Source organism: Synechococcus sp. R6-5, from assembly GCF_047461775.1.
Classification (GTDB): Bacteria; Cyanobacteriota; Cyanobacteriia; order Thermostichales; family Thermostichaceae; genus Thermostichus.
The window spans coordinates 1-24,916 of record NZ_JANSHV010000032.1; the positions used below are offsets into that span (position 1 = coordinate 1).

Annotated in this window: 21 protein-coding genes; 8 read left to right on the top strand and 13 right to left on the bottom strand. The window is 59.4% G+C overall.

Annotated elements, in window-relative coordinates; genetic code table 11:
- The first annotated feature begins 8 nt into the window (after nucleotides 1–8).
- Complete coding sequence (glnT, locus tag NW818_RS01800) at nucleotides 9–1,304, top strand: type III glutamate--ammonia ligase (RefSeq protein ID WP_414423692.1); 1,296 nt, start codon at nucleotides 9–11, stop codon at nucleotides 1,302–1,304.
- A gap of 63 nt (nucleotides 1,305–1,367) precedes the next feature.
- On the opposite strand, the gene NW818_RS01805 is transcribed toward glnT, so the two are convergent.
- From NW818_RS01805 to NW818_RS01825, 5 genes are all read right to left on the bottom strand, one after another.
- The gene (locus tag NW818_RS01805) at nucleotides 1,368–2,234 is read right to left on the bottom strand and encodes a shikimate dehydrogenase (protein WP_414423693.1); all 867 of its coding nucleotides are present in this window, start codon (nucleotides 2,232–2,234) and stop codon (nucleotides 1,368–1,370) included.
- Between the two features lie 62 nt (nucleotides 2,235–2,296).
- Complete coding sequence (locus NW818_RS01810; RefSeq protein WP_414423678.1) at nucleotides 2,297–2,800, bottom strand: hypothetical protein; 504 nt, start codon at nucleotides 2,798–2,800, stop codon at nucleotides 2,297–2,299.
- 47 nt (nucleotides 2,801–2,847) lie between these two features.
- Nucleotides 2,848–4,038: a response regulator gene (locus tag NW818_RS01815; RefSeq protein ID WP_414423679.1), complete on the bottom strand. Its 1,191-nt coding sequence runs from the start codon at nucleotides 4,036–4,038 to the stop codon at nucleotides 2,848–2,850.
- A gap of 394 nt (nucleotides 4,039–4,432) precedes the next feature.
- Complete coding sequence (locus tag NW818_RS01820) at nucleotides 4,433–5,179, bottom strand: SIMPL domain-containing protein (protein ID WP_414423680.1); 747 nt, start codon at nucleotides 5,177–5,179, stop codon at nucleotides 4,433–4,435.
- A 30-nt stretch (nucleotides 5,180–5,209) separates the two neighbouring features.
- Complete coding sequence (locus tag NW818_RS01825; RefSeq protein ID WP_414423681.1) at nucleotides 5,210–5,521, bottom strand: hypothetical protein; 312 nt, start codon at nucleotides 5,519–5,521, stop codon at nucleotides 5,210–5,212.
- 196 nt (nucleotides 5,522–5,717) lie between these two features.
- Here NW818_RS01825 and NW818_RS01830 point away from each other — a divergent pair, with 196 nt between their 5' ends.
- The 3 genes from NW818_RS01830 to NW818_RS01840 all read left to right on the top strand — a co-directional run bounded on the left by NW818_RS01830 (nucleotide 5,718) and on the right by NW818_RS01840 (nucleotide 7,665).
- A complete protein-coding gene (locus NW818_RS01830; RefSeq protein WP_414417087.1) occupies nucleotides 5,718–5,993 on the top strand; it encodes a DUF4404 family protein in 276 nt (91 codons plus the stop codon).
- A gap of 81 nt (nucleotides 5,994–6,074) precedes the next feature.
- Nucleotides 6,075–7,385 (top strand): glutamate-1-semialdehyde 2,1-aminomutase, encoded by a 1,311-nt coding sequence (gene hemL / locus NW818_RS01835; protein WP_414423682.1) that lies wholly within the window; start codon nucleotides 6,075–6,077, stop codon nucleotides 7,383–7,385.
- 37 nt (nucleotides 7,386–7,422) lie between these two features.
- On the top strand, nucleotides 7,423–7,665 hold the full coding sequence (locus NW818_RS01840) for a hypothetical protein (protein ID WP_414423683.1): 243 nt from the start codon (nucleotides 7,423–7,425) through the stop codon (nucleotides 7,663–7,665).
- Here NW818_RS01840 and NW818_RS01845 read toward each other — a convergent pair.
- The 5 genes from NW818_RS01845 to murQ all read right to left on the bottom strand — a co-directional run bounded on the left by NW818_RS01845 (nucleotide 7,662) and on the right by murQ (nucleotide 13,684).
- Nucleotides 7,662–9,062, bottom strand: coding sequence for a ferredoxin:protochlorophyllide reductase (ATP-dependent) subunit N (locus tag NW818_RS01845; protein ID WP_414423684.1), 1,401 nt, complete (start codon nucleotides 9,060–9,062; stop codon nucleotides 7,662–7,664). The two genes, NW818_RS01840 and NW818_RS01845, sit on opposite strands and share 4 nt — an antisense overlap.
- Nucleotides 9,063–9,102: 40 nt before the next feature.
- Nucleotides 9,103–10,080 (bottom strand): protochlorophyllide reductase, encoded by a 978-nt coding sequence (locus NW818_RS01850; RefSeq protein ID WP_414414057.1) that lies wholly within the window; start codon nucleotides 10,078–10,080, stop codon nucleotides 9,103–9,105.
- A gap of 158 nt (nucleotides 10,081–10,238) precedes the next feature.
- On the bottom strand, nucleotides 10,239–11,075 hold the full coding sequence (gene bchL, locus NW818_RS01855; RefSeq protein ID WP_041437180.1) for a ferredoxin:protochlorophyllide reductase (ATP-dependent) iron-sulfur ATP-binding protein: 837 nt from the start codon (nucleotides 11,073–11,075) through the stop codon (nucleotides 10,239–10,241).
- A gap of 371 nt (nucleotides 11,076–11,446) precedes the next feature.
- Entirely contained in the window at nucleotides 11,447–12,733 is a 1,287-nt protein-coding gene (locus NW818_RS01860) for a recombinase family protein (RefSeq protein WP_414423685.1), read from the bottom strand.
- A gap of 21 nt (nucleotides 12,734–12,754) precedes the next feature.
- A complete protein-coding gene (gene murQ, locus NW818_RS01865) occupies nucleotides 12,755–13,684 on the bottom strand; it encodes an N-acetylmuramic acid 6-phosphate etherase (protein ID WP_414423686.1) in 930 nt (309 codons plus the stop codon).
- Nucleotides 13,685–14,038: 354 nt separating this feature from the next.
- Between murQ and NW818_RS01870 the strand changes: the two genes are divergently transcribed.
- Nucleotides 14,039–15,439 (top strand): histidine phosphatase family protein, encoded by a 1,401-nt coding sequence (locus NW818_RS01870; protein ID WP_414423687.1) that lies wholly within the window; start codon nucleotides 14,039–14,041, stop codon nucleotides 15,437–15,439.
- Between the two features lie 2 nt (nucleotides 15,440–15,441).
- A complete protein-coding gene (locus tag NW818_RS01875) occupies nucleotides 15,442–16,812 on the top strand; it encodes a dihydroorotase (protein WP_414423688.1) in 1,371 nt (456 codons plus the stop codon).
- A gap of 87 nt (nucleotides 16,813–16,899) precedes the next feature.
- On the opposite strand, the gene ileS is transcribed toward NW818_RS01875, so the two are convergent.
- Nucleotides 16,900–19,683 (bottom strand): isoleucine--tRNA ligase, encoded by a 2,784-nt coding sequence (gene ileS / locus NW818_RS01880; protein WP_414423694.1) that lies wholly within the window; start codon nucleotides 19,681–19,683, stop codon nucleotides 16,900–16,902.
- Nucleotides 19,684–20,440: 757 nt separating this feature from the next.
- A complete protein-coding gene (locus NW818_RS01885) occupies nucleotides 20,441–21,355 on the bottom strand; it encodes a hypothetical protein (protein ID WP_414423689.1) in 915 nt (304 codons plus the stop codon).
- A 120-nt stretch (nucleotides 21,356–21,475) separates the two neighbouring features.
- Here NW818_RS01885 and NW818_RS01890 point away from each other — a divergent pair, with 120 nt between their 5' ends.
- Nucleotides 21,476–21,850, top strand: coding sequence for a rhodanese-like domain-containing protein (locus tag NW818_RS01890; protein ID WP_011432658.1), 375 nt, complete (start codon nucleotides 21,476–21,478; stop codon nucleotides 21,848–21,850).
- A 126-nt stretch (nucleotides 21,851–21,976) separates the two neighbouring features.
- The gene (locus tag NW818_RS01895) at nucleotides 21,977–23,779 is read left to right on the top strand and encodes an aminopeptidase P family protein (protein ID WP_414423690.1); all 1,803 of its coding nucleotides are present in this window, start codon (nucleotides 21,977–21,979) and stop codon (nucleotides 23,777–23,779) included.
- 27 nt (nucleotides 23,780–23,806) lie between these two features.
- Here NW818_RS01895 and rlmN read toward each other — a convergent pair whose 3' ends face one another.
- A complete protein-coding gene (gene rlmN / locus NW818_RS01900; protein WP_414423691.1) occupies nucleotides 23,807–24,865 on the bottom strand; it encodes a 23S rRNA (adenine(2503)-C(2))-methyltransferase RlmN in 1,059 nt (352 codons plus the stop codon).
- Nucleotides 24,866–24,916: the final 51 nt, after the last annotated feature.

The window sequence follows — 24,916 nt, forward strand, 5'->3', positions numbered from 1 at the left end:
CGGGGCTCCTGCGATTTCTAGCTGAAATTGCCCGCGCCCAAGGGATCAACTACTTTCTGCTCTCTTTTACCGACCTGCTTGGGATCCAACGGGCCAAGCTGGTGCCTGCCTCAGTTATCGACTTCATGGCAGAGGGTCAGGCTGGATTTGCCGGGTTTGCTGCCTGGTTGGACTTGACGCCTGCAGACCCCGATGTGTTTGCCCAGCCGGAGCGCGAGCGCTTGTTTCAACTGCCCTGGCAGCCGGAAGTGGCCTGGATGCCTGCCGATCTAATTCAGGTCAACGGGGATCCCTTGCCACAAACCCCCCGCTGGGTATTGAAGAAGGTGTTGTCCCAAGCAGAAGCCATGGGCTTTCAAGTCAAGACGGGGATCGAATGCGAGTTCATGCTTCTGTCGCCCGAAGAGTGGGCCATTTCCGATGAGCGCGACCAGCAGGCCAAGCCCTGCTATGACCAGCAAAGTTTGATGCGGCGTTTTTCGGTGATCCGAGACATCTGCGATGGCATGCAGAAGCTGGGCTGGGATCCCTATCAAAACGATCACGAGGATGCCAACGGCCAGTTTGAGATGAACTGGCGGTTTGACGATGCCCTAGTTACGGCTGATCGCCACGCCTTTTTCAAATACATGGTGAAAAGCATTGCCGAAAAGCATGGCTATCGAGCTACCTTCATGCCCAAACCCTTTGCCCATCTGACGGGCAACGGCTGCCACACCCATATTTCTCTTTGGCAGGGGGAGCAAAACCTATTCGCCGATCCCCAAGGGGAATTGGGGCTTTCTCAACTGGCCTATCACTTCATCGGCGGGGTGCTACACCATGCACCTGCTTTGTGTGCCCTCACCAACCCAACGGTCAATTCTTATCGCCGCCTCAATGCCCCCGTCACGCTCTCTGGGGCCACCTGGTCTCCCAATACGATCAGCTACAGCGGCAATAATCGCACCCACGCCATTCGGATCCCGGATGCCGGGCGGTTTGAATTGCGTTTGGCCGATGCTGCTGCCAATCCCTACCTTTTGGCTGCCGGTCTCATTGCCGCCGGCCTGGACGGGATCCAACACCAACGGGATCCTGGCCCCCGCTGTGACAACAACGCCTACACCGATCCCCTCCCCAATGCCCCAACGTTGCCCGGCTCTCTGGTCGAAGCCCTCAACCATTTAGACCAAAACACCCTGTTCCGCAGCAGGCTTGGGGATCCCTTTGTGAATGCCTACCTCAAGCTCAAACGCCAACAGTGGCAGGAATACAACCGTCAGATCACGCCCTGGGAGCGGGAAACAACCTTGGATTGCTAGGCCGGTAGTTGTTGTTATCTCATTACACCTTGAGAGAGGGCTTCCAACTGGCCTGGAGTGACCCTAAACCTGGGCCAACTGGTGTTGAGCTGCCTGCCGCATCACCTCTACTGGCACAGGCTTGCCTCCCAGCCAAAGCGATAGAGCCTTGGCCCCCTGGTGAACCAGCATCTCCAGCCCACTGATGGGGGTATGTCCCAACTCGGCGGCCATCCGCAGCAGAGGAGTGGGATCCGGCACATAGATCAGGTCGTACACGATGGCACCCGGAGACAGCAGGCCCAGTTGCTCCCGGCTCAGGGGAGAGAGCTCCTGACCGCCAGGGGATCCCGGCTTGTGCATGCCCACGGGGGTGGTGTTGACCAAAAGCCGCGTCTGAGACAGGTAGCAATTCAACTCCGCCCAGTTCACCGTCTCCACCTGAGGCCAGGTCTGTTGCAAGGCCAGCAATGGGTTGGGGGATCGCCCCGCCACCCGCACCGGCCCCAGCCCCAACTCCAAACAGCCTTGGATGGCCGCCCGCGCTGCCCCCCCGGATCCCAGAATGAGAGTAGGGATCCCTTTTTCCAGGCCCAGCAAAGGCTGGACAAAGCCATCGATATCGGTATTGGTGCCCGCCCACCCGCCCTCTGGCAAGGGGTAAACCGTATTCACCGCCCCCACCGCTGCTGCCCGCGATTCAATCTGATCGAGCAAAGGGAGAATGGCCTGTTTGTGAGGAATCGTCACATTAAACCCCCGCACCCCAATGGCCGCCAGCCCTGCCACCGCCGCCGCCAAGTGTTTTGGAGCCACCGGAAACGGCACATAGCAATAGTTTTCCCCCATAGCTGCCAAAGCAGCATTGTGCATGGCTGGGGATAAGCTGTGGGCCACCGGATCCCCGATTAGACCGAGCAATTGGGTGCTTCCCGAAATCCGACCGTCCACCGGCTCAGCCAACTCCTCAAGGGATCCCTTAAGCCACTCAAGATTTAAAGACGATTTAAAAACTACTGAGACTCCGACTCAACCCGCTGCAGAGTCTGGCGGTAGCGATGGCGCCAGCCGGCCAGAGATTCTTCCGAAATGTGGTCGATCAAGGTGCTCATCTCCGCCAGGATCTGGTAAACGCGGTCAAAGCTTTTTCGGGTTCGCTCTTCCTGCTCCGGTTGATGGATCTGCACCATGTATAAGCTCATCTTGATGGTTTGCAGGCGGTTTTTGCCCAAATCTTCTAGCATTTCCCGAATTTGCCCGATTGCCTCCCGCCTCACCTGTCTCTGCCGCCGTCGCAACAGCCAAAAGAGGATCCCGTGGACGACCCCTACCAAAGTGGCGCTGACCGCCGTTGCCGTTTCTAGCGAAAAAGCGCTGCGGCTGGCCACAAAACCACTTAGCAGAATCACCCCTATTCCTACCGCCGTCAAGACTAGCTCAATGTTGTTTAGGAACCATCTTCCTGCTGGTCTCCAGATCCCAGATCCGGCCACTTGACCCTGAAGAATGCCCATCATAGCCTTTTGCACCTCCCTTCCGTCTCTCCCGTTCGCTCAGCCCATCACTACCTGCTCAGCCGCCCCAAGGCCAGGCGCGGTCTTCTACGGCTCAGTTGACGCTTCAGACAAAGCTGCCGGAGTTTTCGCCGCCGCAAGCGGAAGGGTCTATGGGCCAGGGATCCCGCTGTGGACAGTTCCGGTGCAGAAGCCTGCATTTTTTGGCTGAGCTCTTGATGGTGTTGGCGGAGATCCTCAATCTGCCTGAGGCGAGTCTCCAACTCTCGGCGCAGTTCGGCGTTTTCTTTTTCCAGACGCTGCAGGCGTTTCAGCAGCTCTGAGGACTCCGTTCCGCTGACGCGGTCGGAAACTGGGATGGGATGGGGAGCAGTCACCACCGAGCTGTGCACATTCCTGCTATCTCGCATAGCCTGGGCAGCCCGACGCAACAGAGCCACCCCCTTGGGATCATCGCTGTCCATGAGGCTGGCCGCTCCAAACTGGAGCTGTACCGGCAGCGCCCGTCCATTCACCACAAAGGGATCCTGAATCATTCGCTGGCAGCAGCGTTCGGCAGCCATTTGCGCAGCAGCCAAGGTGCTCCCGGAGAGCAGAATGATAAACTGCCCCTCGTCGTAGCAAAACAGGTCGTCTCCATCGCGCAGGTTATTGGCCAAACGCTCCCTAAACAGTTTGAGCAGATCAGCCCGACCGTCAGCATCCAGCCCTTGTGCCAGAGAACCGAGGTTGGCCAAGCGCAGCACAAACAAGCTGAGGGGTTCCGATTGGGCACGGGCCTGGGCCACCCGCAGCGGCAAACGAGCCACCAAATCTTGACGGCTACCCACCTCCAAACCAATCGACTTGGGGGGAGAGGGAGTAGATTTTTGCCCGGTTTTGAGCAGATATTGCTGGCGGCGACTTTCTACAATGCGCAGCCCTGCCCGCACCCGCGTCAGCAGCTCTGCAGCCTGAAAGGGTTTGGAGAGAAACTCATCGGCACCTGCCTCCAAAGCCCGCTCCATGCTATCGTTGCCCTCGCGGGCAGTCATAATGATGTAGTACACCCAAGCATATTCCGGCAGTTGCCGCAGTTGACGGCACAGGTCTAGGCCGTTCAGGGAGGGCATGACCCAATCGGCAATGATCAGATCTGGGGGTTGGCGGCGAATTTGCTCCAGCGCGGAGAGGCCATCCAAAGCATAAGAAATACTGCAGCCCTGCTTGCCCAAAAAGTTGGACAGCATTTCTGCCACCATGTAGCTATCATCCACAATCAGTACACGGGCTTGCAGACTGCCGTCTTGACTTCTGCCAGAGACGAGTTTCGCCTTCTCAGGCGCAGGAGCTGCACTAGCGCTCTCCGGTCTGGGATCCATAGACCAAACTGAGGCAGGATGGCGAGAAAATCCGGGAAAGCAAACTACCCGCAACTTTCCATCGTTATTCTAATGCGGTAGCAAACAGCAGCCGCTTCCACTTTGCCGAGTTGGTTAGATGGATTGAATCACTCTTGAATCACTGAGACTTCGCTCGTCCAGAGCCGCTGTCTGTTGCTGCCCAAGGCTTGCTCTGACCAGAAGCCCTTTGGCGGGAGAGCTGAAATCTATGTGGTGAACATTTGTGAATTATTCGAGGCAGCAAAGCAGAGGCTCAGTAACGGATCTCGAGGGTGACTTGGGCGCGCACGGTTTGCTGTCCCCCCTCCACCGGTGTGGATGCTGTTTCTAGACGGGCATAGTCGGCGCGGGCAAAGGGGATCGGCGGCGGGATCATGTAGCCATCGCTCTGAATCTGGATGCGCTCGACGGAACGGATGCTCAGGTTCAAGACCCCCAGCACATCCTGGGCTTGGCGTTGGGCATCTTTCACGGCTTGGGTTAGGGCGCGGCTGCGCGCTTCCAACAGGGTGGCATCGTCGGCCCGGAAACTGACCGATTCCACCTGGGTGGCTCCGGCGGCCACAGCTTCGTCCAGCACTTGCCCAGCTCTGGCCACAGGCACCTCGAATTGCAGACTGTTTTGCCCCTGTACACCCGTTAGGCGAGGTTGGCCATCCCGATAGTCGTATTGCGGGTAGAGGGAAATGCCGGTGGTTTGCAGAGCGCTTACTTGCAGCTCCTTGAGGCGATTGACCAGCCGCTCTGAGCGTTCTGCCACCTGTTGTTGTACCGATTGCGCCGTCTCCCCTTGAATGACTACCCCTAAGCGAATGAGGGCAATGGAGTTCTCCACCGAGACCGATCCCTGCCCTGTAACCGTCAACATTCGGGATCCCTCAGCGGGACTGGCCATCGCTCCGCCTCCAGCGATTGCGTTCCAACCCAACAGGGCCACCGCCAGTACCAGGCCCAGCCACGCCACCCCCTTCAGCCCTTTCCAACCCCTGATCCCGTTCATTGCTTTCCCCTTCTGTGGTTCAATCCCAGCCTACTCCCACCGCTCCTCTACCTGATCCGACAAAAGCCCCAGCCACCAGTTCCCTAACCTCACCCAGCCGGTGCGTTCTTGCCCCCACGGATCCCGTATCCGCACACGGAATACCCGTTGATACTTGGAAGTGCTCCCGGAAAAAGGCCCCAGCCGCCAGTACCGTGCCTCCTGGCTCAACAGGGAGTAGCCCTGCTTTGCCGCCCACCGCTGCAGCAATTCTTGGCTGCGTCTTTGTTCCCAGACGAAAATCCCAACGAAAAGGGCAGCAGCAACCGCCGCCCCTACTAGGGCCAATGCCAGCTCAGACATGGGGATAGACTCTACTGCCCATCCTACAAAGGTTGCTCCAATGCTAGGATCCCCGGCTGCAAAAGTTAACCTTCGCCGCTTACCCGCTCTTAGACCCTAGATAGAGGGATCCCTGCTTCAACCCATCAGACCGTATGATTGAGGCAGGGTGGTCAAAACTCAATCGGTTCTCAAGTCGTTAAGGTCTCTTTACAGAATGGCCGAATCGAAACTGCGACAACTGCTGCACGATCTGGATGTTGAGCTGCAAAAAACCCCTGGCCTGGACGAAAAGCAGCGGCAGCACATTGCCACCATTCGCCAGGAAGTGGAAGCGGTGCTGGCCGAGCTGGGATCCCGAACCGAGAGCAAACCGAGCCAAGGCCCCAGGGATCGCATCGGAGAGGCGCTGGGCCTGTTCGAGACCTCCCATCCCAACCTCACCCTGATCCTGGAGCAGGTGATCGACACGCTGGCGGGAATGGGTTTGTAGTTTCATGGTCGGTAAAAGGGCTCACCAGAAAGCTCCCTTGCTTGCTAGCCTTGGTAATGCGTTGAAAGCTCCTTATGCTCTATGACCAGCACTCTCCACTCCACCTCGTTTAACACCGCCCGCTCCAAACAGATTTTTGCCCGGGCACAAAGCCTCATGCCGGGGGGGGTTAGTTCTCCGGTACGGGCCTTCAAGTCGGTGGGCGGGGATCCCGTCGTGTTCGACCGTGTCTCAGGGGCCTACGCCTGGGATGTGGACGGCAACCAATACATCGACTACATCGGCAGTTGGGGGCCGGCGATTGTCGGCCATGCCCACCCCGAGGTCATTGAGGCTCTGCACCGAGCTTTGGAGAAAGGCACCAGCTTCGGCGCCCCATGCGTTCTGGAAAATGAACTAGCGGAGCGGGTCATTGAGGCGGTGCCCAGTGTGGAGATGGTGCGCTTTGTCAATTCCGGCACTGAAGCTTGCATGGCGGTGCTGCGCTTGATGCGGGCCTATACCGGTCGGGAAAAGGTGATCAAGTTTGAGGGCTGCTACCACGGCCATGCGGACATGTTTTTGGTGAAAGCCGGTTCGGGGGTGGCCACGCTGGGCTTGCCAGACTCGCCGGGGGTGCCCAAGGCAGCTACCAGCGCTACGCTGACGGCTCCCTACAACGACCTGGAGGCAGTCAAGGCCCTGTTTGAACAGCACCCCGACTCCATTGCCGGAGTCATCCTAGAGCCGGTGGTGGGCAATGCCGGCTTTATTCCCCCCCAGCCGGGCTTCTTGGAAGGCTTGCGAGATCTCACCCAAAAGTACGGAGCCCTGATGGTATTTGACGAGGTGATGACCGGCTTTCGCATCAGCTATGGCGGTGTACAGGCCAAGTTTGGGGTCATCCCCGATTTAACGACCCTGGGCAAGGTCATCGGCGGCGGCCTGCCGGTGGGGGCCTACGGCGGTCGGCGAGAAATTATGGAAATGGTGGCTCCAGCGGGGCCGATGTATCAGGCAGGGACTCTTTCCGGCAACCCCCTGGCCATGACAGCAGGGATCCAGACGCTGGATATTTTGCGTCGTCCGGGCACCTACGAGTATCTGGAGCGGATTACCGAGAAGTTGGCAACAGGGCTCCTAGAGATCGCACGGGAAACAGGGCATGAGATGTGTGGGGGCTATCTGCCCGGCATGTTTGGCTTCTTTTTTACTGCCGGCCCAGTGCGCAACTACGAAGAGGCCAAGACTTCCGATCTGCAGAAATTTGCCCGCTTCCATCGCGGCATGTTGGAGCGGGGAGTCTATCTGGCGCCCTCGCAATTTGAGGCCGGCTTCACCTCCCTGGCCCACACAGAGGCCGATGTGGAGAAAACTCTAGCCGCCGCGCGAGAGGTGTTGAGCACCCTCTGAGTTGACAATTACCCCCTCGCGAGCCGGGATCCCTGCTATGGCCGAGCACATCCACCGCAACTGGAGCATCACCACCCAAGCTACAGAGAAGGGGTTTATCTTTCGCTGCCGACTGCTCCAGCAAGATGGCTCTTTCGAGCCGGAGATTGGCGCCAAAGCCTACGGCTACTTTCAAAACGAGGCCGAGGCTATTCTGGCGGGCATGGTCTGGATCGACCGGCAGCAACTGCCAGATCACCTGGACGGTCTACTGTTTGACAACGAAGAGCCGGAGAATTAGACAGGGGCTTCTTCCCGCACCAACCGTTCCCAACCCAAGCCTTTGAGGGCAGCATTGCGCTGCAGCGGTCGGGTCACCAGCTCCAGCAGAGCCTGGGTGTTGCCGAAGCCGTGGATCTGGGCGAAGGTGAACTCCACCGACCACTTGGTGGTTATCCCCCGTGCCTCTAGGGGGTTGGCGTGGGCCATACCTGTGATCACCAGATCCGGCTGCAGGGCCTTGATGCGCTGGATTTGGTTGTAGTTATCCGGCTTTTCTACGATGGTGGGCTTGGGCACTCCCATCTCTTCGCAGGTGCGCTCCAAGAGGGCCAGCTCAGCCGCTTGGTAGCGTTTGTCCATGTAAGGGATCCCAATTTCCTGCACCGTCATGCCACAGCGCACCAAGAAACGGGCCAGCGAGATCTCCAGCAGGTTATCGCCCATGAAGAAAACGCTTTTGCCCCGCACCAGCTCCAGATAATCCCGAACTTGGGGATGGCTCCACACTTCCGCTTCCCGCTCTGCCAAGCCTGGCGTCGGGATCCCCAATTCGCGGGCAATGGCTTCTATCCAGGCGCGGGTGCCATCCGGCCCGATGGGAAAAGGAGCGGTGATGAGCTTAGCCTTTTTACGGCGTACCAGCGTGGTGGCCGTGCGGCTGAGGAAAGGATTCACCCCCACCACATAGGTGCCCGGCTCGATGGCCGGCAGCTCCCCATAGCGTTTGGCCGGCAACCAGCCGGAGACGCGGATCCCGTGTTTCTTCAGCTCCAGGGTGAGTTGGGTCACCACCGGATCGGGCACCGAGCCGAAGATCACCAAGGGGGGATGCTTGTGGAAGCCTTCCTCCTCTTTCTTTTTTCCGGAGCGGAGCCCGTAGAAAAGCGCCTGGAGACCCCCGCGGGTTTCCTGCTCCTCTGCCCGCACCTGCTCTGGGCAGCGTTGAGCCATCGAGGCCAAAACCGTGTCTTCCCCTTGGGTAAAAGCGTAGTCGAGGCCATTGGCCCGGGCCACCACAATCGGGATCCCAATCTCCCCTTCCAGCTTCTGGGCTAGGCCCTCCAGATCCATTTTGATGATCTCGGTGGTGCAGGTGCCGATCCAGACAATCACGCTGGGATTGCGATCTCGTTGAATTTGCAGGCACAGCCGCTTCAGCTCCTCATAGTCGTTGAGCTTGGCGCTAATATCCCCCTCTTCCAGCTCCGCCATGGCATAGCGGGGCTCGGCAAAGATCATCACCCCCATGGCGTTTTGCAGAAAGTAACCACAGGTTTTGGTGCCGATGACCAAAAAGAAGCTGTCTTCAATTTTTTGATAAAGCCAAGCTACACAACTAATCGGGCAAAAGGTATGGTAGTTGCCGGTTTCGCACTGGAAGTTAAGGGCGTTGGCACTATCCAAAGCAGCATTCATGCTCGTCTCCTAAAAACATAAAAGAAGGGAACGTTGCCAACTAGAGGGCTACCAACTGGGGCACACCCACCAATTTTTCGCTGAGATCCCAAAGCAATTTGGCCTTGGCATCGTCCGCCGCCTCGTCAGAGACTTCTTGGTTAAAGGGCTTGGCATTCTTGCGTTGCCGGTTACCCCAGCTCCAGTAGAATCCCGACCGACGAAACTCGGGATCGGCCACCACTTGGGCCACCCGCTCTCCGGCCAATTCCTGAGAAACAAATCCGCCCGTGATGTTTTTTTGGAACCAGGGGAAAAGTTTTTGAAACAGGGGATAGTGATGGCGGAACAGAGCCGTGGTGGCTACACACCCCGGATAGAGGGAGAGGAAGGTGATGCCAGTGCTTTCGTGGAAGCGGCGGTGCAGCTCGCGCATGGTGAGGATATTGCAGACTTTGCTGTCTTTGTAGGCTTTCACCGGTTCAAATTTGCCGCCGTCCGCCATGCTGATGGGATCCTTAAAGCCCTGGGCAAATCCCCGCAGATCCCCCAGGTGGGGTTGGGGTGGGATCTTACCCCCCAGCTCCTTGGGATTGTGGGTAACCGTGCCCAAGATCACCAGCCGCCGATCTGGATAGGTGGAGCGTTTCAGATCCTCCAGCATCAAGTGGCAGAGCAAGAAATGCCCCAGATGGTTGGTGGCCATGGTCAGCTCATATCCTTCCGGGCTGCGCAAGGGCTGCTTGAGCAAGGGCATGTAGATGGCGGCATTACAGACCAAGGCGTCCAAGGAACGGCCCCAGTTGCGGAATTGCTCGACAAACCGCCGCACGCTGGCCAAGCTGGCTAGGTCGATCTGCATCAGGGTATAGCTGCCCTGGGGGATCCCCACTTGTTGGGCCACCCGGTAGGCTTTGTCCAGATCCCGACAGGCCATCACCACGTGCCAGCCGCGCTTGGCCAATGCCAAAGCTGAGTATAGGCCAACACCCGAGGAAGCTCCGGTAATCACGACGGTGGGTTGCTCTTGTCCTTGCATATCCAACTCCTGTGCCATTTCCTTCCCAAAGCGAGATCCCTACAGGATCCATCTTGGGGGGGAAAGCGGATCGGACAACAAATTGATAAGGTTTGCGACGGTTTTCCGAAACAGTGGCTTCATTTTTGGACACACTGCCCCCGCTGGCAGGGGATCCGTCACACCAGGGCCAGTTGACGGGCCGGGGTGTTGTAAAAGTCGGAGAGCAAAGCAAACAGCTCCCGATCTTCGGCAGGTTGGGGCACGATCCCTTCCGGACGGGCCAGCAGCTCATCGGCGATGTTCAGGTAGTACTGGCAGACAGGCTCCAGGCTGGGATCGGTTTCCGCCATCTCGAAGAGGGTTTTGCCCTTGACCCGCGAGACGCGAATATCTTCGATGAGGGGAAGCACCTCGATAACCGGCATGGGAACTGCCGAGACGTATTTGTCAATCAGATCCCGCTTACTGGTGCGATTGCCGATCAGCCCGGCCAACCGCAGCTTGCGGGTTTTGGCCTTTTCTCGCACCGAGGCAGCAATCCGATTGGCGGCAAACAGGGCATCAAAGCCGTTGTCGGTTACGATCAGGCAGTAGTCGGCGTAGTTGAGGGGAGCCGCAAAACCGCCGCACACCACATCCCCCAGCACATCGAAGAGGATGACATCGTACTCATCGAAGGCGTTCAGCTCCTTCAGGAGTTTGACGGTTTCCCCCACCACATAGCCGCCACAGCCGGCCCCTGCCGGGGGCCCACCCGCTTCCACGCAGTCCACGCCGCCGTAGCCGCGGTAGATCACATCTTCTGGGTAGATGTCTTCGTGGTGATAGCCCTTGGCTTCCAGAGTGTCGATGATGGTGGGGATGAGAAAGCCGGTCAGGGTGAAGGTGCTGTCGTGCTTGGGATCACAGCCAATCTGCAAGACCTTTTTGCCCCGCCTGGCCAAGGCCACCGAGATGTTGCAACTGGTGGTGGATTTGCCGATCCCACCTTTTCCGTAAACTGCCAACTTCACAGCGCGTTCCTCCATGGGGCAGACAAGGGACATTATCGGCAGCCGATCCGCCCCCTGAGAACTGTTGCGAAGGATAAAGGTGGATCCCTCAAAAAGCTAGAAGTTCCCAGATCTTGCAAATCGTCCTAAGAAAGTTCCCAGGGCTTCTCAAGTCGATTTTTGATGTTTTTCCCGATTTTAGTTTTAGATATACTTTCATCAGTGATCAAAAGAAAACAATTCCAGATGACAATTCACCCAAATCGGGAAGGATTCAGCTATGCCATGGCGCTGATCCCGTCCTCTTGGCTTGTCGCTGAGGCAGGGCTGAGTCGAGAAAGAATCAAGAATGATCTCAATTCTCCGGGGAAGGTGGGGAGAACCCTTCACTCTCAGGGATCAAAGGCAAACGTAACTCGCACCGCTCCTGCAGAATCCACCTCGATCCTGCGCAGGAATTCCCGCAGGTAGGCACGCCGTTCGGTCTCGCTGAGGTCTTGCCAGAAGGGCGGGATGGAGAGGGTTTGGATGGTCTGGGTGAGGTTGGCGGGGGGGAGTTGCTCCAGCTTTTGGGCCAAGCGGGCCGTCTCTGCTCGCAACTGGTAGCGACGCTGGGCCAGGGAGGCCTCGTCCATTAGTCCAGATTGCTGCAGCTCTTCCAATTGCCGCAGCCGCTCGGCGTTGGCCTGGATTTGGGCTTGCAGCTCTTGGCGGGCTTGAGTGAGGGCTTGTCGATCCAGTTGCTGGGCGCGTTGGGGCAGTTGTTCGCACACCTGCCGGATCACCTCTTGCAGGACTTCGGTGTAGGGGAGGCTGTAGCGACAGGTTTGGCAGCGCAGATAGAGGTAGGGGGATCCGTTCTTTTTCCCCTTGCGAGGGGTGGTTTGCACAATGCGCAGAAGGCTGCCACAAGCGCAGCAATGAACCAGGCCGGCCAAAGCGCGGGGAGCACTGGCGCTGCGGCGAGGGATCCCTTGGTTGCGTTTGAGCCAGCGATCGATCTGGGCGGCTTCCGTGCGGCTGAGAAGGGCCGGGTGAGTGTCCCGCAGGGTGGTGCCGTCGGCATAGGCCAGATCCCCGCGGTATACCGGGTTGAGCAGCCAGTTGCGTCCGGTGGCCACAGAAATCCGCTTGTGGTGTTTTTCCTCCAAGAAGCGCACCGCCTGCCGCAGGGATCCGTAGAGGAGAAAGTGCTGGAAAAAATCCTGAACGATGCTGGCCTGCCGGCGATCCAGCACGTAGCGTTCCCCTTCGCGGCGGTAGCCAAAGGGGGCAGGGCCAGGGGGGGGTTTGCCCGCCAGGCGGTTTTGGGCTTGGCTGCAGCAGAGGCGGCGGCTTTGCAACTGATGGGGGATCTCGGCCAGCAGGGGGATCCAATCGGCAGCCTTGGTGGGGGTTTGCAGGCCGGATTCGGTGACCAAGCTGAGGCGGATCCCGGAGTGTTGGATTTGCAGCAGCCGCTCGTGAATTTCATCCGCCCGATCCCCCAGATCCGACAGGCGCAAGAGCAGCACTTCCTGCACCCAGCCGGCTGTGATGCGTCGGAACAGCTCCTCCAGATAGGTTCGGGATCCCCAATCGTGCAGGATGGGATCGGCCCCTCGCAACTTGAGCCAGGCCAACTCCTGTTCCGGCAAAGGAGCATGAGAAGGCGTGTAGAGGTAGCCGCAAACGCTCATGGACAAGCCATTCAACTATTGTCACCGCCGCTGCGCCAGAACGGAATCAAGCACCTGGCGAATGTTGCCCTGGGCCTGTTGCAAGTGCTGACGGGCCTCTTGAGCAGAGCACCCCAGCAAGGCCACAAGGATGGCGGTTTTGACCTCTCCATCACAAGCCTGCAGCAATTGGGCAGCCGCGGCGGGATCCAGATCGCAGGCTAGGGCCACCATTCGCTCCGCCCGTTGCTTGAGCTTGGCATTGCTGGCCTGGAGATCCACCATTAGGTTGCCATAGGTCTTGCCCAAGCGGATCATCACCCCGGTGGAGATCGTATGCAACACCAACTTTTGGGCTGTGCCGGCTTTCATGCGGGTGGATCCGAGGATTACCTCCGGCCCCACCAAAGGGGCAATAGCAATATCCACCTGCTCGGTTAGAGGAGAAGGGTGATTGCAGGCCAGGCCAATCGTGAGCGCCCCAATACTTCTGGCGGCTTGGATCCCACCCAGCACATAGGGGGTACGACCGCTGGCGGCAATTCCCACAACACTATCTTGAGCTTGGAGGTGGAGACTCTCCAGAGCGCGGGCAGCCGCTTCCGCGTCATCCTCTGCGCCTTCTACCGCCTGGGTCAGGGCCCTTTCCCCCCCGGCAATCAAAGCCACCACCTGTGCGGGGGAAGTGCCAAAAGTGGGCGGGCACTCAGCCGCATCCAGCACCCCCAGCCGACCTGAGGTTCCTGCCCCGATATAGATCAGCCGCCCGCCGCGACTCATCCGCTCGGCAATGGCATCGATGGCTTGGGCAATCGGCTCCGCCTGAGCAGCCACCGCTTCCGGCACCCGCCGATCCTCAGCGTTGATCCGTTTCACCAGTTCCCAGGTGCTGAGACGGTCGATCTCGGCTGTGGCCGGGTTGGGGCTTTCGGTCAGGGATCCGGGATCCCAAGCCACTTGTGGAGAATCCATAGCAGTGCTTGCTTAGGGGAGAGGGATCATACACTTTGTCTTCTCGGATTCTATCGGTGGCAGGGGGCTCTCCTGAGGGAGCAGTGGAGGGAAAAACTGCGCCAACAGCACCACAACAAGGGCAAGGAGCACCGAGCCGGCCCCCTTCGCCAACGTCCATTCAACCAAAACCTCTGCCAGCGGAAACGCAGCGCGGCCATTCTCCAAAGATGCCCCCATCACAAGCGGCGACCAGCCCAAATACGCCTCAGTCGGCAGCCCAACCGGTGAATTGAGGAAGGCGAGCGCCGCCCAGTGGCGGTACTCTAGAAGGTGTTCTAAGGACTCCGCCCCGCTACTGCGATGAGTAAGTCCATGCAAGCGATGGCAAGGACTCCGTCCCGCTACCGCGACCAGCCTGCCCTGCGCATCTTGATCGTGCGCCATGGTGAGAGCACCTTCAACCTGGAAAATCGCATTCAAGGCCGCTCCGATCTCTCCCGGCTCACCCCCACTGGAGAAGTGCAGGCGCAGCGTGTAGCCGAGGCCCTGGCCGGGATCCCGTTGGATTGCGCCTATTGCAGCCCCCTGTCTCGCGCCCTCGAGACAGCTCGCATCCTTTTGAAAGACCGAGAAGGGATCCCTCTGCACGTTACCGATCAACTGCGGGAGATCGACCTGACGGCCTGGGAAGGGCTGACCTTTGCCGAGGTGCAGGAGAAATACCCCGAAGATTACCACCTGTGGCGGCACCATCCCGACACCCTGGAGCTAGAGGGCCGCTTTCCGGTGCGGGATCTCTGGCAGCAGGCGCAGGGGTTTTGGGAAATGCTGGCTTTCCATCTGCAATCGGCTTCGGGCCCCTGGAACCATGGAGCGGATCCCTCCCCAAGGCAGCCCCTCAATATCCTCATCGTGGGCCACAGCGGCATCAATCGCGCCCTGGTCAGCACCGCCATCGGCCTGGGGCCACACCACTATCACCGCCTTGGGCAGGATAACTGCGCCATCAGCGTTCTCAATTTTCCCGAGGGCCTGCAGGGGCCGCCACAACTGGAATCTCTGAACATCACCGCTCACCTCGGCCAAGCCCTGCCCAAGCGCAAGCAGGGGATGCGCATCTTGCTGGTGCGGCATGGGGAAACCCAATGGAACCGAGAGCGCCGTTTTCAAGGGCAGCGGGATATCCCCCTCAATGCCACCGGGGAGGAACAGGCAGCCAAGGTGGCAGAATTTTTGGCCACTCAACCTCTGCAACTGGCCTTCTCCAGCCCCCTGAAGCGCCCCTGGGCCACAGCCGATGCCATCTGCAGCAACCACGGCAACCTCATTTTGCGCCCAATGCCCGACTTGCAAGAGATCTGCCACGGCGACTGGGAGGGCAAGCTGCAAAGCGAAGTCGAAGCCGAATACCCCGGCGAGCTGGAGCGCTGGCAACGGGATCCCGCCAGTGTGCAGATGCCCAATGGGGAAAACCTTCACCAGGTGTGGGAGCGCACTCGCTCCGCTTGGCAGGAGCTTTTGGCCATCACCGCAGCCCAGTTTCCTCAGGGCACGGCGGTTGTTGTTGCCCACGATGCCATCAACAAGGCGATCATCTGTCAGTTGTTCGACCTTTCCCCCCAAGCCTTTTGGATCTTCAAGCAGGGGAATGGCGCCATTACGGTGATCGACTATCCAGAAGGCAAGGAGGGTGCCCCGGTTTTGAAGGTGTTGAACCTCACCACCCATCTGTCCGGCCAGATCCTGGACTGCACCACCGCTGGAGCTTTGTAAAGATGGGCTCATCCCCTCTCCGCGAGCTAACAGGACGACTAACAGGACAAAATGTGCATCTCCAGGGAGTGCGCCTGTTGGATCCTTGGCGTCAGCGGGATGAAGTAACCGATGTGTGGTTGCAAGAGGGTCGCCTGCGGGCCACCGAGCCAGCAGGGATCCCTGCCGACATCCCCACCATCGATGGCTCAGGCTGGGTAGTGGGGCCGGGTTTGCTGGATCTGTATGCCCACAGCGGCGAGATGGTTGGCAGCGGTCGCGTAAGCGGTGCGGAGCACTTTCTGGCCCACAGTCGGGAAACCCTGACCTCTTTGGCTGCAGCGGCTTTGGCGGGAGGCTTTACCCAGGTGGGGCTTCTGCCCACCCCCCTTCCCGGAAGCGGCTTTTTTCCGGTGCTGGATCGCCCGGAGCACTTGAACCGCTACCCCCGCCAATTGGGGGATCCCCGCTGGCTGCCCTGGGCTGCCCTGAGCGTGGGTGGCCAGGGAGAAACTCCAACCCCCTGGGGAGAACTGGCGCAAGCGGGAGCAGTTGGTTTTGCAGAAGTTCAGCCGCTGCGCTCCCTGGCTCTGCTGCGGCGGGCTCTGGAGTATTTGCGGCTGGGGAAGAAACCCCTGCTGCTCTGGGCCTGGGATCCCACCTTGGCCGGGCAAGGTAGCCTCTACGAAGGGATCTGGGCGCTGCGCCTAGGGCTGAAAGGGATCCCTGCCAGTGCTGAAACTGCCGCTCTGGCCCGTCTCTTGGAGGTGATCAGGAGCGTTCCTTCCCCTCCGCCTGTGCATATTATGCGCCTGAGCCAAGCCCGCAGCCTGGAGCTGATCCAACAGGCCCAAGCAGAAGGACTGCCGGTTACCGCCAGCACCACTTGGATGCACCTGATCTTGTCCGAAGAGGCCGTCCTTGAGCATCGCTACGATCCCCACCTTCGTCTCCTGCCCCCTCTTCCCAGCGCCGGCGACCGGGAGGCTCTGATCGCCGGGATCCGTTCCGGCAACTTGGGGATCGCTACGGATCACCACCCCTACACCTACGAAGAGAAAACCCTGCCCTTTGCCAATGCTCCGCCGGGGGCGATGGGCCTGGAGCTGGCTCTGCCGCTGCTGTGGCACCATTTGGTAGAAACGGGATCCCTGACGGCGCTGCAACTGTGGTCTGCCCTCAGCCTGTACCCGGCCCGCTGCCTAAACCTAGATCCGCCCACCCTTACCCCCCACAGCGACTGGGTGCTGTTTGATCCCACCCACCCTTGGACGGTTTCTGTTGCCACTCTCCACTCCCGATCGCCAGCGACTCCCTGGCTGGAGAAAACCCTGTGCGGCAAAGTGCTGCACACCCATGTCGAGGGGATCCCATCCCGCAGCTCTGCCCCTTGATCCCGAAGAAGGCCGACAAGACCTGTCCGGAGAAAGAGCCAATTCAAAGAGGGGGATCCCTTCCCGCCAGCAGGACGAGTCCTTAATTCAAAACTCCCCGGCCAGAGCGGCTACACAACGCTCACACAGCTCTGGATGTTCGGCAAATTCCCCCACACGGGTGGAATAGTTCCAGCAGCGCACGCACTTTTGGCCGTCAGCCGGAAAAACAGAGACCTCCAAGCCTTGACCTGAGGTTTTCTCCAGTTCCACCTGTGAGGTGATGAACAAGTAGCGCAACTCGGCAGCCCGCTCCTGCAAAAGAGCGTATAGGCTGGGATCCGCTACCTTCAGGATTACCTTGGCCTCGGTGGAAGCGCCGATGGGCTTAAAGGACTCCGTCCCGCTAACGCGACCGGTACGGGCTTGCTCCAGAGCCTTGTTCACCTCTTGGCGCACCTCTCGCAGCTGCTCCCAAATGGCCGCCAACTGGGGATCCCGCCAGTGCTCCGGCAGCTTCATCCACCCCCCCTCAAACACCGAACGGGTGGGCTTGGGATAGGGCAGATGGCTCCAAATCTCTTCGGCCAGGTGGGAGAGAACGGGGGCGATGGCCTTGGCCAAGTTCTCCAGCAACAGGGAGAGCACCGTTTGACATTGGCGCCGCCGTAGACTTTGGGCATGGCTAATGTAGAGGCGATCCTTGCCAATATCCAGGTAAAAGTTGGAGAGATCCACCACACAAAAGTTCTGAATCGCCTGGAAAAATCGGTAGAACTGATAGCTGGCAAAAGATTCGCCGATCTCGGATCCCACCTCGTGCAGGCGGTGCAAAATGTAGCGGTCTAGCTCCGTCAAGGCTGCAAAAGGAACGGCATCCTGAGCCGGATTGAAATCGTAGAGGTTGCTCAGCAAAAAGCGAGCTGTGTTGCGGATTTTGCGATATACATCCGCCATTTGCCCAAGAATGGTCTTACCCAGCGGCACATCCCCGGAGTAGTCCACACTGGAGACCCACAGGCGCAGCACATCCGCCCCGTAGGCGGGATCCGTCTGGGGATCTTTGCCGCCGTTAATTAACACCAGCGGATCGATGACATTGCCCAGGGACTTGCTCATTTTCTGGCCTTTCTCGTCCAGCACAAACCCATGGGTGAGCACCGCCTTGTAGGGGGCATGGCCGTTGACGGCCACGGAGGTAAGCAAACTGGATTGGAACCAGCCCCGGTGTTGGTCGGAGCCCTCCAAATACAGATCCACCGGGTAGCCCAACCCCTGCGCCTTGGCCACTGCCGCCCAGGAAGAGCCGGAGTCAAACCAGACATCCATGGTGTCTGTGCCCTTGCGGTAGGTGCGGCCATTGCGGCGGTACTGCTCCGGCAGCAACTCCTCCACCGGGCGCTTCCACCAGGCGTCGGATCCCTCTTGGGCGAAGATGGCCTTGATGTGGTCGAGGGTCTCGGCGGTGAGCAGAACCTCGCCGGTTTCTTCGTCGTAAAAGACGGGGATGGGCACGCCCCAAGCCCGCTGGCGGGAAATACACCAATCCGAGCGCTCCGACACCATAGCGGTGATGCGGTTTTCCCCGATGGCCGGGATCCATTTCACGGTTTTAATGGCCTGCAGGGCCAGCTCCCGGAAGCCAGCTACAGACGCAAACCACTGCTCGGTGGCCCGGAAAATCGTTGGCTCTTTCGTGCGCCAGTCGTAGGGATATTTGTGGTTGTAGGGCTCTTCCTTGAGCAAAGCCCCCGCAGCCTGCAGAGCCTGGATGACAGCAGCATTGCCGCTGGTCTCCGGCTTCTTGGAGAGCACATCCAACCCGGCAAACTGGGATCCGGCCTCGGCGGTAAATCTCCCCTGATCGTCCACAGGGCTGAGAATGGGCAGACCATACTTTTGGCCGGTTTTAAAGTCATCTTCACCATGCCCCGGAGCTGTGTGCACAATGCCGGTGCCGGACTCGGTGGTGACATAGTCCCCCAGCACGCAGAGGCTGGCGCGGTCAAAGAGGGGGTGCCGTCCTTGACTGTATTCCAGGGCGGATCCCGGCAGGGTGGCCTTGATCTCCAGAGGCGTCTCCAGAACCTTCTCCAGCCGCTCCCGCAGATCGGCGGCGATCAACAGCAGGCCGAAGCGGGGAGACTCCACCACTGCATAGGTGAGCTTGGGGTTAAAGCAGAGAGCCAGGTTGGCCGGGATCGTCCAAGGGGTGGTGGTCCAGATGGCTGCCCGCAGGCCCGGCATGAAAGGCTCCAAAACCGGCTGCGCCGCCGGACTCAGGCTCTGCAGGGGAAAGGCCACGTAGATGCTGGGGGAGATGTGGTTGTCAGGGTACTCCAGCTCCGCTTCCGCCAGAGCCGTCTGGGAGCTGGGGCTCCAGTGGACGGGTTTGAGGCCGCGGTAGATGTAGCCCTTGAGGGCCATTTGTCCAAACACCTCAATCTGTGCGGCTTCGTACTCCGGCGACAGCGTCAGGTAGGGCCGATCCCAGGATCCCCATACCCCCAGGCGCTGAAAACTGGCCCGCTGCACATCAACGTAGTGCAGGGCGTACTCCTTGGCTTTTTGTCGCAGCTGCAGAGGGGTGAGGTTTTCCCGCTCCTGCGGGGTGAGGCTTTGCAACACTTTCAGTTCGATGGGCAGGCCGTGGCAATCCCAGCCGGGCACGTAGCGCACCTTGCGCCCCTGCAGGATGTGGTACTTGTTGACGATATCCTTGAGGATCTTGTTGAGGGTGGTGCCCATGTGGATATCGCCATTGGCGTAGGGCGGTCCATCGTGCAGGACAAAGGGATCCCCAGGATTGTGGTCGGCAAGGCGCTGGTAGATTTGCTCTTCCTGCCAAAAGGCTTGAATGGCGGGTTCTCTCTTGGCGGCCTCTGCCCGCATGGGAAACTGAGTTTGGGGCAGGTTGAGGGTACTTTTGTAGTCCACGGCAACTCGAGCAACCTAAAGGGCGTCTCTCTATCCTACGCTGTCGCCTCATCCTCAGCAGTCCATCCCTCACCTTGCCTCTTCATCGCTTGGGAGATAGGGGATCCGGCCAGCCACCTCGGTAAAGATTTGTGCTAGTCTCAGGGTGTCGTTTAGTAAGGGAGGTTCCTGCGGATGCCAGATAGTAGTAGTTGTAAGGGTCGTCAAGTTGGGTTCAGCCGGCTGTGCGCCGGGGCTGTTCTCTAACGGTCTGAACTTAGATCCTTCAGTCTGCTGAAGAGTCTTCACGTTCTGGCTCGCTTGGAGTTCCTCCCGGCAGTCAGGTTCCAGTTGAAGGCCCGCTAGACCGCTCTTTCCCTGACCTCCTGTTGTTGCCTTGGGGGTGGGAGAGAGCGGATAGTTTTGCAGATAGCTGTAGCGGGGCTTGGAATGGACGGGCGTCTAAAGATGCCAATGTTTCTTGAGGTTGGGTCCTTTCAAGACACCTCGACCCAACCTTTCGAGACCCCTCGGGATTGTTCGGTCAATTGCTGGCAGGAGTGGGGCGATCCACCACCGGAGCACCAAGGGAGTCGCCGCTATCGCAACCGCTCAAAAATAGGGCCAGCACCAGAAAGCAAACAAGCTGAGGGGCGCATAGTTTCCCATCTTAACAAGCTCAACTGCCTGTCCAGATTACCCCAGAGCCATTCCTCATCATCCTGAAGATTTCCTAAGGGACGGTGGGGATGGCCAGGGATCCCTCCAGAGCCAAGCGATCGCTGACGATAAGACGCCGACTCTCCAGCGTGATGCCGGTTTGGTTAACCAACATCACAGAAATCCACTCAGAACGGGGTTCTTGCGGAGCATCTGCCTGTAGGAAGATCCCTCCGGCCTGTAGAGGTTCGAGAGCAAACGAGGTCACCTCTGGGTAGCCCGCCCCGGCAACGGGTTGTTCGGCAACGGCGCCCAACAGCAAAGAGTGGGTGAGAGGCTCTGCCACAATCGCCTGCAGCGAATAGGTGGATCCCGGTTTGACCACCTCCGGCAGGTTCAAGGTGACGGTGGGAGGGGCAGATCCAGAGGTGAGGGTGCTGGCCTCCCGCAGCACTTCTTGGTCAATCAACAGCAGTTGTCCGGGATTGGCTGGATCCGGGCGATAGCGATTGCGCACCAGGGCAGAGGCTTCTACCTGAAAGTCCCCCCGCACCGAGGATTGGGATCCCTCTACTTGGCTGAGAATATCCGCAACAATCTCAGGGCCCACCTGCCGCCAGGAGAGGATCTGGGCCGAATAGGTGAGCTTGGGATGAGAGCTCCACAGCTTGCGGATGGCACCTTCCACCTCTTCCCGGTCCAGCCCATCTCGGTGGCGGAAGTCGGGGCTGTAGCCGGCCATCACCCCTGGCAAATCCCGCCGGTTGGCGGCGGCCACCTGCTGGCTTAGCCACTCCACCAGGGCGGCTGGCGGTGGGCTGGAAACTTGCCGCTGGATCCCACTTTCTAGGGGCATCGGGGCAGCTTGGGCCCAAGCCGAGGACTCCGTCCGGCTGACGTGACCGGCTGTCAATCCAAGGGGGATGCTCCAGCTCACGGCCAGAGCAAGGGGCCAAAGCGGTTGCGGAAAGTTAGATCGGGATTTCAAGCCATGGGCCTCCAGCCGGCAAATCTGGATCCCAGTCTAGCCTTAGGGCAGTTGGGATCCCAAAGTCCAGACCAGATAAGATCGATTGGAATAAGCTTTGGCTCATAGCGCCTGTTCTCCATGGCTCCCCAGCACTCTCCAGCTTTCTTGGCCCTGGTCAACGAGGCCAAAAGCCGCATCCAAGAACTGACAGTCGAGCAGGTCAGGCAAAAACAACTGCAAGGGGATCCCTTCTATTTTGTGGATGTGCGGGAAGAGTCGGAGTGGCAAGCCGGCCACGCTGCCGGAGCCATCCACTTGAGCAAAGGGATCATTGAGCGGGACATCGAGAGGGTGATCCCCGACAAAGAAGCGGAGATCGTCCTGTACTGCGGCGGCGGGTTTCGTTCGGCGTTGGCAGCCGATAATCTACAGAAAATGGGCTATCGTCGGGTGATCTCGATGGATGGGGGCATGCGGGCTTGGCGAGAAGCGGGCTTTCCTGAGGAGCGCTAAACCCAGGGGCGCTCTTGTTCTGATTGCAGCATTGGAAGCTTCCCTCTCCCCTTGGGACAAGGGCTAGGGGCAAGGGAAAACTTCTAACCTTGTCTAGAATGACAACAGCTTTGCCCTACTCCTGCCATGCTCCAAACCTTACCCCGCCTGGATATTGCCGCCCGTTTGCAGCAGTTGCGCCAGCTTCTGCGAGAACAAGATCTGGATGGCTTTTGGGTTCCCTCTGCTGATGAGCACCTCAATGAGTATTTGCCGGAACATCGCAAGCGGCGTCAGTGGATCACAGGCTTTACCGGCTCGGTGGGGGATGCCTTGATCACCCGGGACAGGGCTTGGCTGTGGGTAGATCCCCGCTATCACGAACAGGCGGAGCGGGAGGTGGATCCCAATCTATTGACAGTGATCAAAGGAGGTCTGCCGAATCAGCCCAGCCTGATGGAGATTGTGGAAGAGCTGGGATCCGGCTTTCGCCTGGGGGTGGATCCCTTTACGGTGGCGGTGGCCACCTATCGCCAGTTGCAGGCCCATGCCCAAGCGGGAGGGGTGCTCTTGATCCCGGTCATGGAAAACTTGGTGGATAAGCTGGCTCAGGGATCCGCTCCTGTCGCTCCCTTTGACCGGCCCATTGACTCGGTACCCACCCACCTAAGCGGGGCCACCCCTGCAGAAAAGCTGGCCCAAGTCCGGCAGGAGATGCGCCGCAAGCGGGTGGGACTGTTGCCCCTGACCAAATTGGATCAGGTGGCCTGGCTGTTTAACCTGCGGGGATCCGACATCCCCTACAACCCAGTGTTTTGGGCCTATGCTTTGGTCAGCCTAGATAGAGCGGCTCTATTCACGGATCTGGAGCGGCTCAGCCCCCCATCTCGGCAATTTCTGGCAGAAGCCGGGGTGGAACTCTGGCCCTACGAGACCTACAGCCAACAACTGCCCCAATGGGCCAAGAGCTATGCGCCGGTGGGCTTGGATCCCAAGCAGACCACCCAGGGCACTCAAGAGCTGCTGCAGGATGCGAGCTGCCGCGAGCTGGAGCACCCAGTAGAAGCCCTCAAGGCCGTGAAAAACCCCACCGAGCTGGAACAGATGCGCCTGGCCAACCGCAAAGCCAGCCGGGCCAAGATCCGTACCCTGGCCTGGATCGACCGGCAAATCCAACAGGGGATCCCCATCAGCGAAGCCGATGTGGCCGCCATCATGGAGGCCCATTACCGGGAGGAAGGGGAGTGGGTGGGCCTGAGCTTTAACACCATTGCCGGCGCCGGCGCCAACAGCTCCATCATCCACTACAGCACTCCGGATCCCCAAAAGCTGCTGCAGCCGGGCGAACTGTTTTTGTTGGACTCCGGATCCCACTACTTGGGGGGCACCACCGACGATACCCGCACCGTTTGGATTGGCCCGCAACCCGCGGATCCCTTGTGCAAGCGGCGCTATACCGAGGTGCTCAAGGCCCACATTCAATGCGCCCGCCAGATCTTCCCCCCCGACACCTATGGAGTCTCGTTGGATGGGATCGCCCGCTCCACCCTTTGGCAGGCCGGGCTGGATTACGGCCATGGCACCGGCCACGGTGTCGGCGCCTTTTTGAATGTCCACGAGGGGCCCAACGGGATCCACCGCCGCGCCAGCACCCCTCTCAAAGTGGGCATGATCAACAGCATCGAGCCGGGCTACTACCAGCCGGGATGGGGTGGGATCCGCCTGGAGAATCTCTACGAGGTGATTGCCATTCCCGAGCCGGAGGGCTGGATGGGCTTTCGCTCCCTAACTTGGATCCCTTTTGATGGGCGCTTAATCGATTGGGAACTGTTGAACGAGGCGCAGCGAGCCTGGCTGGACGAGTATCACCGGCAGGTTTACGCCATGCACCACGCCACCTTGCCAGAACAGGATGCCGCCTGGTTACGACGCGCCTGCGGACTGAGCTGATGTACTCGCGCAAGCGTTGCGCGGCGATTACAAATCCCCTGGCAAAGAACGCAGGAAGGATCCCCGCAGTTGACCACATGCGGCATTGCCATCCAAGCCACGGGTTTGGCGCACAGTGGCCCGCACTTGGTGCTGTTCGAGCTGGCGGACGAACTCTCTGACCCGTGTCGGGTGGGGGCGTTGATAGTCAGCTTCAGAGATGGGGTTGTAAGGGATCAGGTTCACGTGCAGTTGTACCCCTGACCGGCTGGCCTGCTGCAGCAATTGCGCCAGTTGGCGGGCATGAATGGGCAGATCGTTGACCCCCGACAGCAGGGTATATTCAAAACTGACTCGCCGCCCGGTGCGCAGCATGTAGTCGCGGCAATCCTGGATCAGAGTGTCCAGAGGGTAGTGGGCTGCCGAAGGGATCAACCGTTGCCGCAGGTCTTGATTGGGGGCATGCAAGCTGACGGCCAGGGTAACTTGCAGATCCTGCTGCGCCAGCCAGGCAATTTGCCGGGGTACCCCCACCGTCGAGAGGGTGATATGCCGTTGGCCGATGCCGATATCTTGATTCAGGCTGCGGATGGCTTGTACCACCGTATCGCGGTTGAGCAGGGGTTCCCCCATGCCCATAAAGACCACATGGCTGACGCGACGGCCAAAATCTTCCTGCACCGTCAACACCTGATCCAGAATCTCGTGCAGCTCTAGGTTGCGCCGGTAGCCCATCTTGCCGGTGGCACAGAAATCGCAGGCCATCGGGCAGCCCACCTGAGAAGAGACGCAGACCGTCAGACGCTTGGCCGTTGGGATCCCTACCGTTTCGATCAACTGCCCATCCGCCAACCCCAGCAGAAACTTCACAGTACCATCGCGGGCCTCTGTCCGCTGCACAATGCGCGAGCGTCCCACTGGGTAGCTTTGCACCGCCTCTCGCCAAGCTTTGGGAAACACCGTCACCTGTTCCAGGGAGCGGATCCCTTTTTGGTAGATCCAAGCATGCAGTTGTTGCCCGCGATAGGCCGGCTGTCCTTGGGCAACCGCCCAGTCTTTCAGAGCAGACAAGGATTGCCCCAGCAGGGGAATGGGTAGGGCCGACATCAATACCATCTTAGACGAGATCTCAAGAGCATGACTCTAGTCAATAATAAG